Source organism: Sandaracinus amylolyticus, assembly GCF_000737325.1.
Lineage (GTDB): Bacteria > Myxococcota_A > Polyangia > Polyangiales > Sandaracinaceae > Sandaracinus > Sandaracinus amylolyticus.
In genome coordinates this window covers 6,529,554-6,542,840 of the sequence record NZ_CP011125.1, presented here as the reverse complement: position 1 = coordinate 6,542,840, position 13,287 = coordinate 6,529,554, and the positions used below count along the sequence as shown (strand labels likewise).

General features: G+C 73.5%; 11 protein-coding genes. 8 read left to right on the top strand and 3 right to left on the bottom strand.

Annotated elements, in window-relative coordinates; translation table 11 throughout:
• Positions 1 to 48 precede the first annotated feature (48 nt).
• Genes DB32_RS27525 through thiO form a run of 3 tightly spaced genes read right to left on the bottom strand, consistent with a single transcriptional unit; the run spans position 49 to position 2,899 of the window.
• Positions 49 to 900 carry a YIP1 family protein gene (locus DB32_RS27525; RefSeq protein ID WP_053235616.1) on the bottom strand — a complete coding sequence of 284 codons (852 nt, stop codon included), beginning with the start codon at positions 898 to 900 and terminating at the stop codon, positions 49 to 51.
• On the bottom strand, positions 897 to 1,787 hold the full coding sequence (locus tag DB32_RS27520; RefSeq protein ID WP_053235615.1) for an alpha/beta hydrolase: 891 nt from the start codon (positions 1,785 to 1,787) through the stop codon (positions 897 to 899). The genes DB32_RS27525 and DB32_RS27520 overlap by 4 nt, the downstream gene beginning before the upstream one ends.
• On the bottom strand, positions 1,784 to 2,899 hold the full coding sequence (thiO, locus tag DB32_RS27515; protein ID WP_083457833.1) for a glycine oxidase ThiO: 1,116 nt from the start codon (positions 2,897 to 2,899) through the stop codon (positions 1,784 to 1,786). The genes DB32_RS27520 and thiO overlap by 4 nt, the downstream gene beginning before the upstream one ends.
• Before the next feature lie 267 nt (positions 2,900 to 3,166).
• Between thiO and DB32_RS27510 the strand changes: the two genes are divergently transcribed.
• The 8 genes from DB32_RS27510 to DB32_RS27475 all read left to right on the top strand — a co-directional run bounded on the left by DB32_RS27510 (position 3,167) and on the right by DB32_RS27475 (position 13,277).
• Positions 3,167 to 4,636 carry a hypothetical protein gene (locus DB32_RS27510; protein WP_053235614.1) on the top strand — a complete coding sequence of 490 codons (1,470 nt, stop codon included), beginning with the start codon at positions 3,167 to 3,169 and terminating at the stop codon, positions 4,634 to 4,636.
• A gap of 17 nt (positions 4,637 to 4,653) precedes the next feature.
• Complete coding sequence (locus tag DB32_RS27505; RefSeq protein WP_053235613.1) at positions 4,654 to 5,769, top strand: isopenicillin N synthase family dioxygenase; 1,116 nt, start codon at positions 4,654 to 4,656, stop codon at positions 5,767 to 5,769.
• Positions 5,770 to 5,771: 2 nt separating this feature from the next.
• Positions 5,772 to 6,905, top strand: coding sequence for a 23S rRNA (adenine(2503)-C(2))-methyltransferase RlmN (gene rlmN / locus DB32_RS27500; RefSeq protein WP_053235612.1), 1,134 nt, complete (start codon positions 5,772 to 5,774; stop codon positions 6,903 to 6,905).
• Between the two features lie 231 nt (positions 6,906 to 7,136).
• Positions 7,137 to 9,143, top strand: a complete 2,007-nt coding sequence (locus tag DB32_RS27495; RefSeq protein ID WP_157069456.1) for an MYXO-CTERM sorting domain-containing protein — start codon at positions 7,137 to 7,139, stop codon at positions 9,141 to 9,143.
• A gap of 56 nt (positions 9,144 to 9,199) precedes the next feature.
• Positions 9,200 to 9,583, top strand: coding sequence for a hypothetical protein (locus DB32_RS27490; RefSeq protein WP_053235610.1), 384 nt, complete (start codon positions 9,200 to 9,202; stop codon positions 9,581 to 9,583).
• A complete protein-coding gene (locus DB32_RS27485) occupies positions 9,573 to 10,142 on the top strand; it encodes an antibiotic biosynthesis monooxygenase family protein (protein ID WP_053235609.1) in 570 nt (189 codons plus the stop codon). The genes DB32_RS27490 and DB32_RS27485 overlap by 11 nt, the downstream gene beginning before the upstream one ends.
• A 127-nt stretch (positions 10,143 to 10,269) precedes the next feature.
• Complete coding sequence (locus DB32_RS27480) at positions 10,270 to 11,877, top strand: serine/threonine-protein kinase (protein ID WP_053235608.1); 1,608 nt, start codon at positions 10,270 to 10,272, stop codon at positions 11,875 to 11,877.
• 23 nt (positions 11,878 to 11,900) lie between these two features.
• A complete protein-coding gene (locus DB32_RS27475; RefSeq protein ID WP_075098038.1) occupies positions 11,901 to 13,277 on the top strand; it encodes a hypothetical protein in 1,377 nt (458 codons plus the stop codon).
• Positions 13,278 to 13,287: the final 10 nt, after the last annotated feature.

The following is a 13,287-nucleotide window of genomic DNA, read 5'->3' as shown; positions in this document are numbered from 1 at the left end:
GCGTGGAAGAGGCGGCGCGTCGTCCGTGTGCGCGGGCTCAAGCGCGGATCACACGTTCGGGATGCGGATCTGCGAGGCGAACGTCGCCGCGAGCATCGTGAAGAGCACGCACGCGAACATCGTCGCGAGCGAGAGCCAGAGCAGGAACGCGAGCGCGCCGCGCCGCGCCTCGATGCCCTGCATGCGGGAGACCGCGACGATCTGGATCCACGTCGACCACACGCCGAACGCGAAGCCGATCGCGCCGCCGAGCGGACCGACGAACGTGAGCGGTGTGACGATCGGGACGAGCGCCGCGGTCGCGCTCGCGTAGCAGAGCGCGCGGACGATCACGTGGTAGGGGCGGCGCAGCCCGCCGACCGCGCGCAGCGCGATCCACCAGAACGACGCGGCGACGAACGTGCTGACGAAGAACAAGAGCGGCGCGACCGCGAGCTGCGCGAGGAACGCTTCGTCCGATGCCGCCCACAGGAGCTGGCGCATCACGGGATCGGCGCGCATCTGGGCGCGCGTCTGCTCGGCGAACACGAGGTTCCAGCCGGTGCTCGACGCCGCCGCGACGAGGTGCAGGAGCAGGCCGAGCGCGACGGTCGGCGCGAGCGCGCGCTCGCGCGTGCGCTGCGAGAAGAACGCGTGCGGCCGGGTGATCACGCCGGCGACGGTGCGCACGAGCGCGCGCACGACGCCGAGCTCGCGACGCTGCTCCCACGGGATGACGCCGTCGCGCTCCGACTCGCACGACGCGCAGAGCACGGCGCCGGTGGCGAGCACGTGCGTGCACGCGACGCACGCGACGCGCTGGCAGCGCGAGCACGTCGCGTGACCGGGGCGATCGGGGTGCGCCGCGCAGCTCGCGGGATCGTGCGACGTCGGCGCGTCGATCGGGGTGGGCGGGATCACGCCGGCGATCCTGACGCCGCTCGGCGGGTGTGCGCCAGCACGGCGTCGGCGAGCGCCGCGGCGCCGCGCCAGTGCATGTTGTGGCCGACGCCGGGGAGCTCGATCTCGTGGGCGCGCGCGATCGCGGCCACGCGCTCGGCGTGATCGGCGGTGCGGAAGCCGTGCTCGGTGGACACGACGAGCACCGGGACGTCGATGCGCGCGAGGAGCGCGCGGAAGCTCTCGGGGCGGAACACGCGCGGCGAGCTGGTGCGGTGCATCGGATCGAAGCGCCACGCGAGGCCGCCCTCCACGGGGCGCGTGCTCTTCTCCGCGAGGAAGCGCGCGTGCGCGGGATCGAGATCGGCGTTCTGGGTGAGGAGGCGCTTGGCGGCCTCGTCGAGATCGCGCATCGGTCGCGGCGTCGCGGCGCGCACGCGCGCGACCGAGGAGAGCCAGCCCGCGATGCGATCGGGCGCGGCCTCGAGCGCGATCGCGGGCGGGCCGAGGCCTTCGCACAGCGTGAGCGTGAGCAGGCCCGCGGGGCGCGTGCTCGCGAACATCGCGCTCGCGGTGCCGCCCATCGAGTGCCCGAGCCAGTGGTGCGGCGCGCCGTCGGTGAGCTGCGGCGCGAGCTCGACGAGATCGAGCAGATAGTCCTCGAAGTGATAGTAGCCGCCGCGCCCGATCCACTCGGTGTCGCCGTGACCGCGCCAGTCGAACGCGAGCACCCGATGCCCGGCGCGCGCGAGGTGCTGCGCGAGGAAGTGGAAGCTCCACGCGTGATCGAGGAAGCCGTGCGCGCAGACGATCGGCGCGCCGCGCTCGTCGGGCGGGGCCCACTCGAGCACGCGATGGGAGAGGCCGTTCGCGACGTGGCGCGACTCGCGCGGCTGGATGTCGCTCACGCGGACCCTCGCGCGAAGCGACGCGGATCGAGCGCGGCGGCGTCGGGGATCGACGTGCCGCCCTCCGCGATCATCTCGGCGATCAGCACCGCGGTGAGCGGCGCGAGCAGGATGCCGTTGCGGTGGTGGCCCGTCGCGAGCCAGAGGCCCTCGGGGCCGGCGGGACCGACCAGCGGGAGCTCGTCGGGGCTCGCGGGGCGGAAGTTGACCGCGCTGCTCACGAGCGGTGCGTCGGCGAGCGCGGGGAACACGCGCGTGGCGCGCGCGATCACGGTCGCGACGCCGCCGAGCGTGACCTCCTTCGCGAAGCCGGCGTCCTCCATCGTCGCGCCGCAGACGATGCGTCCATCGGGGCGCGGCACGACGTAGCCGCCCGCGCCGAACACGATGCGCGATGCGATGCACGGCCGTCGCTCGGTGTGCACGAGCTGGCCGCGGATCGGGCGCACGACCTGCGCGGGGGCGGGGAGGCCGGGCACCAGCGCGGTCCAGCTCCCGGCGGCGACGACGACGTGCGCGGCGTCGATCGCTCCGTCGTCGACGAGCACGCCCGTGACGCGTGCGCCCTCGGTCCGGACACCGCGCACCGTCGCGCCCGAGCGGAAGCGAGCGCCGGCGCGCTCGGCCGCGATCGCGAGCGCGCGCAGCAGCACGGGCGGCTCGACCTGCGCTTCTTCGCGGAGATCGATCGCGCCGCGCACCGCGGGACCGAGCTCGGGCTCTCGCAGGCGCGCCTCGCCGGCGTCGAGGTGCTCGGCCTCCGCGCCGCCCTCGATGAGCGCGCGCGCGCGCGCCTCGAGGTCCTCTCCGTCCTCGGTCGCGACGATCATCGCGCCGCAGCGACGGAACCCGACGTCGACGCCCGCGCGCTCTCGCAGCTCCTCCGCGAGCCGCTCGTGGAGCTCGCGGCTGCGCACCCCGCAGCGCGTCGCGACGCCGGGCTCGCCGTGCTCGATGCGCGGCGCGAGGATTCCGGCCGCGACGCTCGACGCCTCGGCGCCCGGCACGCTGCGCTCGAGCACCACCGGGCGCAGCCCGCGCGTCGCGAGCCGCAGCGCGATCGCGCAGCCCATCACGCCTCCACCGATCACCACGACCTCGGGCGACGACACGCGCGAGAAATGCGGCAGCGGCCCCAGCGAGTCAATGCGTGGCGGTCCCGCGCGAACACCGGGTTGCGACGTGGAGCTTCGGAGGCGGACGGCCGAGCGCGGGGCGCGCGTCTCGGCCCCTCTCCTGCTCCTCCTGCTCTCCTCAGAGGAATTGCCCTTCTCTTCTACTCCCAGCGGCGCCGGCGATTGGCACTCTCGAGCGCGAGCGCGCCAATCAGAGCTGGATTCCCGATTGGCGTGCTCATGTCGCCGGTCGAGAGGTCTGCGATGCACGGCACGCGATTGCGAGGCCGCGCGGCGGTGATCGCAGTGGCGACGTGCCTCGCTGCTGCATCGAGCCCGTCGCGCGGTGAGGCCCAGGTCGAGCGAGCGACGGTGCTGCGCGCGCTCGGCGCGCTCGACGCCTACGATCTACGAGGCGTCTCCGCGACGTTCGACGCGATCGAGCTGCTCACGCCGACGAACCCCGCGGTGAGCGGGATCGGCGGTGAGCCGCGCCTCGCGCGCGCTCGCGCGGCGACGGACATCTGGCTCGTCTCCTACCTCGATCCGAGCCAGCGCCGGCTCGAGCAGCGCCTCGCGCGGGCGATGGGCGTCCCGAGCTTCTCCATCGAGCCGACGCTGCGCGACGAGCTCCAGCAGCTCGATCGCGGCGAGCTCCGCGACGCCGCGCGCGACGTGCGCCAAGGGCTCGCGCTGCGCGATGCGATCGAAGCGGGCGAGCCGGTCTCGTTCGCGGGCACGACCGGCGTGCGTCGCGATGCGCTGCTCGTGCACGTCGTCGGGACGGCGATCCAGGACGGCGACGACTCCGAGCTCGTGTCGTGGTTCGACGATCCGTGCGGCGAGGGCGCGCCGTGCGATCCGCCTTACTCGAGGTGGGCCGCGCCGAGCCGCGTGATCGCCGCCGCGCTGGTCGAGGCGAGCGCAGCGTACGACCGGCTCGATCAGTCGTGGCAGCAGGGCGACGCGTTCGCGCGCGCGGTCTGGCCGGCGCTCCAGGACGATGCGCGCCGCCTGAGCAACCACGTGCACCACCCGGCGCCGATCCTCGCGGCGGACGCGCCCATCTCGCACGCGCCGTACGACGACGGAGACGCGGCGCGCGCCGACCTCGTCGTCGGCGTGGGCGCGAGCGGCGTGCGCCTGATGCGCGTCCCGGCGGTGCGGGTGCGCGAGGGACGGCTCGAGCCGATGGCCGAGGAGACCCCGCCGATCGACGTCGACGTGCCGAGCGCGGCCGACGCGGAGCCCGCCGCGCTCGGCACGCTCGTCGAGCGATTGCGCAGGGTCGAGCTGGCGCCCGACGCCGTCGTCGCGATCGGCGCGGCGGACGACGTGCCCGCGGAGCGCCTCCAGCGCGTGCTCGCGTCGATGGTCGCGGCGCAGCGCGCACCGACGACGCTCGTGCGCGCCGCGAGCGACGGGAGCCTGCGCGCGGTCCCGACGCGGGTGATCGACGACTACGCGGCGGGCGCGCCCGGTGACGTGCTCGTCGAGCTGCGCCCGACGGGCTACGCGGTGAGCGGTCGCGACCGGGACCCCGCGGAGATCCCGCGCGTCGCCGCGATGAGCCTCGCGCCGCTCGACGAGGACGCGCTCGACGCGCTGATCGGATCGGTGCCGGGGCGACGCGTCGTCGTACGCGCCGCCGGCGCGCTGCCGGCACGCGAGCTGATCGACACCGCGTTCCGCGTCGCCGAGGACGGCGATCTGGTGGCGCTGGTCGGGCAGTAGCGCCATTCTCGGCGCCGATGTCCGCCGCTGCAGTCTCGTCCGAGCCGTCGATCCCGACCGTCGATCTCGCCGATCTCGCGTCCACTGCCGATCCCGCTGCCCGCGCGCGCGCCGTCACCGCGCTGCGCGAGGCGTTCGGTGTGTACGGCCTCGTCTACGTGAAGGGCCACGGCGTGAGCGACGTCGGCGCGCTCTACGATCGCTTCGACACGTTCACGTCGCGCAGCCTCGAGGAGAAGCAGCGCTTCAACCGCAGCGACCTCTGGTACCAGCGCGGATGGACGCCGCCCGACACCGAGAAGGCGGTCGTCGCGAGCGGTCAGCCGGACTTCAAGGAGTGCTGGTTCTGCGCGCCCGAGCCGCTCCCCGCGGAGATGAAGGCGCAGTACCCCGAGATCTTCGCCGACAACGTGTGGCCGGGCGACGAGGAGCTCGAGGCACGCGCGATGCGCGCCGGGCACGAGCTGCACCTCGCGGGGCTCGCGCTGCTGCGCGGATGCGCGCTCGCGCTCGGCCTGCCCGAGGGCTCGCTCGCGTCGCGCTGCGAGGGTGGCGCGCACGTGTTCCGCCTCTTGCGTTATCTCCCGCTCACCGCCGCGCAGACGAAGCAGAAGATCCTCTGGGGCGAGGAGCACACCGACTTCAACCTGCTCACGCTGCTCCCCGGCGGGCGGTTCCACGATCCGAGCGGCGAGGTCGCGCCCGCGCCCGACAGCGGAAGCGGGCTCTACCTGCGCACGCGCCCGAGCGCGGAGCACCCCGATGGCCAGCTCGTGCGCGGCACCGCGCCGGCGGGCTGCATCGTCGCGCAGGTCGGTCAGCAGCTCGAGATCCTCAGCGGCGGAACGTTCCTCGCGACGCCTCACGTGATCACCGCGCCGCACACGCCGGGCTGGTCGCGCTTCAGCGCCGCGCACTTCGTCCATCTCAACGCGCACGAGATCGTCTTCCCGCTGCCCGAGATGCGCACGCCCGAGGCGGTGCGCGCGTACGCGCCGCCGGTGCTCGCGGGCACGTACTCGATCAAGACGCTCGTCGACATCGGCCTCGCGCCGAAGAACGCGCTCGACAAGCTCGGGTATCGCCACTACGAGCGGCTCGCGACGATCCGCGCGCGAGAGACCACGAGCTGATCATGCTCGGAGAGGAGACGCGGAGCGGTCGGCCGCACCTCTTCGGGATGCGCCCCACGGATCTCGCGGCGTTCCTCCGCGAGCGCGGTGTCGTGTGCACCGACGCGGAGGCGCGTCGGCTCCAGGCCCACGTCGTCTCGCACGGGCGCGACGACCTCGCGACGATCGCGCGCCCGGTGCCCAAGCGCATGCGCGAGGCGATCGACGCGATGCTCGATCGCGCACCGCTCGAGCTCGTCGATCGCGTGCGCGACGAGGACGACGGGTTCGTGAAGTACCTCTTCCGCCATCCCGACGGCGCGCTCACCGAGGCGGTGCGCATCCCGCTGCACCAGCCGGGTCGTTTCACGCTCTGTCTCTCGTCGCAGGTCGGCTGCGCGATGAAGTGCGTCTTCTGCGCGACCGGCAAGCTCGGCCTGACGCGCAACCTGCGCGCGTGGGAGATGGTCGCGGCGTTCTGCGCGGTGCGCGACGATCTCGCGCGCGAGCGCCCCGACGCGCGCATCAGCGGCGCGGTCTTCATGGGGCAGGGCGAGCCCTTCCACAACTACGACGAGGTCATCCGCGCTGCGCAGGTGCTGAGCGATCCGTGCGGCGGTCGGATCACGCAGGAGGCCATCACGATCTCCACCGTGGGGCTCGTGCCGCAGATCCTGCGCTACGCGCGCGAAGGGCACGCGTTCCGCCTCATCGTGTCGCTCACGAGCGCGATCCCCGAGAAGCGCGTGCGTCTGCTGCCCGTCGCGGGGCGCTTCGCGATGGACGATCTCGTCGCGGCGCTGCGCGAGGTGCACACCGCGATCGGCAAGCGCGTGACGGTCGCGTGGGTGCTGATGGGCGGCGTGAACCACGGCGACGACGAGATCGAGGCGCTGCGCGCGCGCTTCTCGGACCTTCCGCTGCGCGTGAACCTGATCGATCTGAACCGCTGGGCCGAGGACGAAGACGGCATGCGGCGCGCGACCGACGACGAGCGACACGAGCTCGTCGCGAAGCTGCACGCGATGGGCATCGCGACGCAGCGTCGTTATTCGGGCGGGCGCAACAAGCACGCTGCCTGCGGCATGCTCGCGGCGCAGCACGCGGAGTCGATGCCGCAGCCGCCGCCCGAAGCGCCGTTCTACGGCGATTCCTGACTTCGCAGCCGGCGGTCCCGTCCTCGAGCGCGCCATTCGTGCCGTTCGCGGGCCGCGCGCCGACGCGGCGTAGTACCGTCGTGACGCCGAGCCGGATCACGCGCGAGGAGCACAGGCATGCCGCTTTCGAGACGCTGTCCCCGTCGGACGATCGCCGCCGAGATCGTCGCTGCGCTGGTGCTGCTCGCGCCGTGCGCGGCGCGCGCGCAGGCCACGATGATTGCGGAACCGTTGAGCTGGGCGGGGGTCCCGAGCCCATTCGCCGATGGCCCCGATGGAGTCGTGGTGCTGTCGGGCGATGGACAGCGTCTCGCGCGTCACGTCTATCGCGGCATCTCCAGCGGCGTCGTCGTGTTCCGTCGAGAAGCCGGCACGTGGGTCTACGAGGACGTGATCTACCCCGCGGACACCGATGCTTCCGTCAATTCGAGCTTCGGCGAGGTGATGCACTTCTCGCACGACGGCAGCGTCCTCTTCGTCATGGCGCCGGACCCCTACCGCCGAGTCGGCGCCACCGAGCCCACGTATGCCGCGATCTTCCGGCGCGCCGGCCGCGACTGGGTCTTCGAGAGCACGCTCACGGCGCTCGTCATGCCCACGCCGAGCCTGGCCCGGCTCACCGGCGGCTTCTCCGCCGACGGGCGCCGCGCGGTGGTCCACATGGGATCGATCGTGACGTTCGACTACGTCGGCGGCGCGTGGACGATCGCCGTCGAGCGCTCGGACGACGGTGGGTTTCCGCTCGCGCTCTCCGGCGACGGCAACCGCCTCTTCCTCGGCACCCGGATGGGCGTGCGCGCGTACACCTGGAGCGGCGCCGGGTGGAGGTTCGACGCGACGTTCGCGGTGCCAGCGAGCCCGTCGTTCCCAATCGCGCTGGTCGCGGATCGAGCGGGCTCGCGGGTCGCCGTCACCAGCGGCGAGTCTCCGGCTCCCACGCGGATCCACGAGCAAGCGGGCGGCGCCTGGATCGTGATCGCCGATCGCGCATCACCGCTCCCGTTCCGCGGGATGGACCTGTCCGACGATGGCTCGACCCTCGCGTACGGCGGGCGGTACGGCGGCACCGGCGGCGTGCCGATCTCCAACAGCGCGCCGGTCTACGTCCACGAGACCCCCAGCGGCTGGTCCGACGTGGGAACGTTCACGTACGACGACGGGCCGAGCCGGCTCACGCCCGTCACCGGCGTCGTGTCCGTCTCGGTGAGCGCGGACGGCGTGGTGTTCGCGATGATCGGCGGCGCCACGCGTGTCTATCGCGACGAGCGCGCGCTCGGCGCGCTGTGCAATCGCGCCCCGGAGTGCGCGAGCGGACACTGCGCTCCCAACCCCAACGGCTACGCGTATTGCTGCGACGTCTCCTGCGAGGGCGAGTGCGCCGACTGTCGGAGCGGGCACTGCGCGCCGCACGCATTCCCCGACGTCTGTCGAGCGAGCCGCGGCCCTTGCGACGCAGTCGAGACGTGCGCGGGATCGCTCGCGTGCCCGCCCGACGCGGTGGCGCCCGCGGGCACGACGTGCCGCGCCGCAGCCGGCGAGTGCGATCTCGCGGAGCTGTGCGACGGGAGCACGATCGACTGTCCCGAGGACGCGGTCGCTCGTTCGGGCACCGAGTGTCGCGCCGCGTCCGGCGTGTGCGACGCCGCCGAGCAGTGCAGCGGGATCGCGCCCGAGTGCCCCGCCGACGCGGCGCGCGCCGACGGAACGAGCTGCTCCGACCCGGGCCGCTGCGATGGCGAGTCGCGGTGCGCCGCCGGCGCGTGCATCCCCGGCGCGCCGGTCGAGTGCGACGACGGCGACGCTTGCACTGCCGACGTCTGCGCCGCGAGCGGTGCGTGCGAGAGCGCGCCGATCGCCGGCTGCTGCAACACCGACGAAGAGTGCGACGACGGCGATGCGTGCACGCGCGACACGTGCGGCGCGCATCGCTGCGATCACCGCGACATCTGCCTCGACGCGGGCGCGGCGCGCGCGGACGGCGGCAGCCTCCCCGACGCGAGTGTGCGCGTCGACGGCGGGCGCCCGCGAGACGGCGGGCATCCGCGAGACGGCGGCGCGAGCGGCGCAGCGGACGCGACGATCGACGCCGACGCCCATGCAGCACCACGAACCGGCGGGAGCTGCGCGTGCCGCGCGGGCATCGCGTCGCCGCCGAGCGCGCTCACGCTCTTCGTGGTCGTCGCGCTCGGTGCGTTCGCTGCGCGCCGACGTCGCGTCGCGCGCGGACTCGATTCGTGATCTCGCGGTGAACGGTCGTCCGACGCGCGGGCACGGACTCGCGAGGACGACGAACCATGTCGACGCTTTCGCTGCGCGAGCGCTCGCTCGCGCTCGCTCCGCTCGTGCTCGCGCTGACGTACGCGCTGGCGCCGCCACCACCCGCGCGCGCGATCAATCCGTTCGCCGAGAGCCGCCTCGACGCGGAGGACCGCTACGCGCTCACGGGCGACGTGGTCTCGCGCCTCGACGCGGGCTCGTACGTCTACTTCGAGATCCGCGACGCGCGCGGCGCCCACCACTGGGTCGCGACGCTCGCGGTGACCGCGCCCGAGCACGCACGGCACGTCGCCGCGACGATCCTCGGCCGCGCGCACGCCTTCCATTCCGCGCGTCTCGATCGTCGGTTCGAGACGCTGCTCTTCGGCATCGTGACCCAGGAGAGAGCCCATGCACCGTAGAACCTCCGCGATCCTGATCCTCGCCGCGATCCTGCTCTTCCCCGCGTGCGACACCGGCTCGTCGACGGCCGACACACGCGACGCGTCGAGCCCCGACGACGCCGGCGCGTGCTCGCCCGGCGTGCTCGAGGACGACCTCGAGAGCGCGTTCGGGCTCGTCGGCCCGGGGGTCGATCCCGAGACGGGCGAGCTCGCTCCGCCGGGCCCGGAGGGCTACATCGTGAGCTCGACGTACGGCGCGGCGCAGCCCACGGCCGAGGCGCAGGCGCGCTTCGGCGAGCTGATCGGCGACATCGTGCCCGAGCTGATGAACAACCCGGGCGTCGTCGCGTTCGAGCTGCGCAGCTCGGCCTCGTGCGGCACCGGGCGCACCCTCGCGATCTGGCGCGACGCCGCGTCGATGTACGCGTTCGTCGCGAGCGCGCCGCACGCGACCGCGATGGCGGAGGCCGCCGACGTGACGATGCCGGGCTTCCGCACGACGCACTGGATGGCCGACGACCTCGCCGACGCGAGCTGGACCGCGGCCGCCGAGCACGTCGCCGCCGACGCGGACTGAACGAGTGTCCCACGATCGGCTCGCACGCGGGCCTCCGCCAGCGAGCGCTCCGGCGGGGCTGAACGCACGGCTCCGTGGTGGGATCCACGACGGGCGCACCTCGCGGCGGGAAGTATCCTCCGCCGCGGTGACCGTCCCTCCCACCTCGCCCGGCACGCCCGAGCCGTCGCGCGTCCCGACGCCGATCACGCCCGGCGTGCTCGCGGTGGCGCAGCGCGCGGTGTCGAACGAAGAGCTCGCGACGAACCACAAACGGCTCGTCACGGCGTACGGGATCGCGACGGTGCTCGTGCCCGCGTTCGCGCTCACCGACTTCGCGCGCGAGTGGGCGTGGCCGCATCACACCGCGCTGGTCACCGCGCTCGTGATCCGCGCGATCGCGATGGCCGTCATCGGCGGCGCGTACTTCCGCCTGCGCACCGCGCGCGCGCTGAGCGAGCGCGAGCTCGACTTCTGGGTGAACGCGCTCACGCCGTTCCTCGCGGTCGTGATCGCGCTCCTGAGCCTCTGCATCAGCGGCGTCGACAGCCCGTACACCGACGCGGTCAACCTCGTCGCGACCGGCTACGCGTTCGTGCCGCGTCGCTGGACCAAGGTCGTCGGGAGCGCGATCACCGCCGTGATCGCATTTCCCGCGACGTTCCTCGTCGCCGCGCTCGTGTGGGACCGCGCGCGCGCCGAGCTCTCCGAGCCCGCGTTCGCGATGGATCTCGCGATCGAGACCGCGATCTTCGCGGCGACCGTCGCGGTGCTCGCCTACGCGGCGCACCTGCTCTGGGCGCTGCGGCGCGAGGTGTTCGCGGCGCGCAGCATCGGCCGCTATCGCGTGCAGAAGCGGCTCGGCCGCGGCGGGATGGGCGAGGTGTGGTCGGCGTTCGACGAGACGCTGAAGCGCAACGTCGCGCTCAAGGTGCTGCGTCTCGATCACGCGGACGCGGTCGCGCTGGCGCGCTTCGAGCGCGAGGTGCGCGCGACGATCGAGCTGACCCATCCGAACACGGTGCGCGTCCTCGACGTCGGCGTGACCGACGACGGCATCAGCTACTACGCGATGGAGCTGCTCGAGGGCGAGTCGCTCGGCGCGCTGCTGCGCCGCGAGAAGCCGCTCGCACCGGCGCGCGCGATCCACTTCGCGCTGCAGGCCGCGCGTGCGCTCGCCGAGGCCCACGCGCGCGGGATCGTGCATCGCGACGTGAAGCCCGAGAACCTCTTCGTCACGCGCGCGGGCGACGAGCCGGACTTCCTCAAGGTGCTCGACTTCGGCATCGCCCGGCTCGATCGCGCGGAGCACACACAGCTCACGCAGACCGGCATGGTCGCGGGCACGCCGCAGTACCTCGCGCCCGAGGTGATCGAGGGCGGGGACGCGACGCCCGCCGCCGACGTCTACGCGCTCGGCGTGGTGCTCTACGAGATGCTCACCGGCAGCTCGCCGTACGGCCGCGTCGAAGGTCCGGCGCTGCTGATCGCGCACCTCACGACCGACGCCGCGCCTCCCAGCGCGCACGCGCCGGTCGGGCCCGCGATCGATCGCATCGTGATGCGCTGCCTGCGGAAGCGACCGAGCGAGCGCTATCCGAGCGCGCGTGAGGTCGCCGAGGCGCTGATCGAGCTCGGCATCGCGGAGACGTGGCGGCCGAGCAGCGCGCCGCCTCCGCAGCCTGCGCTCTCCCTCGTCGCGAGCCCAGACGCCGAGACGCAGATCGCGAGCCCGCGCGCTGCCCGCAGCGAATGACGCGCGCTACGTTCGGCGACCTCATGAGCTCTCTGCGGACGATCCTCACGCTCGTCGCGATGTGCGTGGGGTGCGGGCAGGCCGGCGCGCCACCTCTCGAAGAACCCTGCGAGCCCGACGCCGACTTCGTGGCGACGCTCCAGCGGCAGCGCGCGCGAGCGCTGGAGGACACGTGCTTCCGGGACGCGGAGGACACGAGCGGCTGCGCGTGGGTCGCGCACGAGTACGACCCCGCGGAGCTCGCGCCCGAGATGGGCAGCAGCGACGAGGCCATCCTCCTCGTCGACTCGCTCCCGCGCCTGACCACGGCGATGTTCCGCTATCGCGCGCGGCTCCGCGGCTATCACCGGGTGGGTCCCGACGGCACGATCGCGCCGGCGGCGCACACCTGGCGTCTGCCTGCCGCGCTGCACGAGACGCTGGAGTCGCTCCGGCGTCCGTACTCCGTGCCCGCAGCGTGGCTCGAGCCGGTCGCGGACGCGCTCTACGAGAGCTACGGGTCGATCCTGCTCGACGACGTGGGGCACGGCGGCTTCGTGTTCGCGACGCTCGCGGAGCCGACCTCGCGTCATCCGATCGTGCTGCTCGATGGCCTCGACTTCACCGACTTCGCGCCCGAGCTGTTCTGCGCCCCGGCGAGCGACACGACGGTCACGGCGCGGCTGGAGGCTCGCACGCGCGTCGTCGCTGCGTCGCTGCGCGCCCTGATCCGGACCAGCGGAGTCCGCTACGTGAGCTACAGCGCGGGGTGGTCTCTCCCCGTGATGCGAACGACGTGGGACGCGTTCTGCAGCGGCGAGCCACCGAGCGACGCCGTCATGCGCGAGCGCCTCGCGACGTTCGCGCCGATCGCGGAGGTGCTCTTCGCGACGGAGGGCGTGATCGCGGCGCACGCGGGCGATGCGAGCGAGAACTCGCTCGACTTCCCCTTCGATCAGCGCTCGGACGTGTACCCGAACCGCGTGCGCGTCGGGTTCTTCACGGCGCTCGACTCGGGGCTGGACGCGCTCGGGCGTGGCGCGTCCAGCGAGCTCGAGGCCTGGCCCGGCCCGACCTCGGCCGACGTGTGGCTCAACAGCGGCGTGCTCCGCGAGCGCCCGTTCCCGTTCAACGACACGCCGCTCGAGACCATCGACGGGTTCGGGACGAGCGTGGCGCCGGTCACGTCGACGACGACGTCGTGGATCACGCCGCTCGCGCTCGCGCGGCTGATCCACCTGCGCGAGTCGGCGCACGCGGGCGCTCCCTTCGACGACGCGCTCGTGCGCGCGCTCCTCGACGAGCTGACCCCGGCCGCGTGTGGTCCGGGCGGCGACGAGCGGTGCCGGTTCCAGGACCCCTTGCGACACCGGCAGATCGAGGCTGCGCGCGCCGCGTGCGCACCTGCGCGCCGAGGGTGAGCGCGGCTCG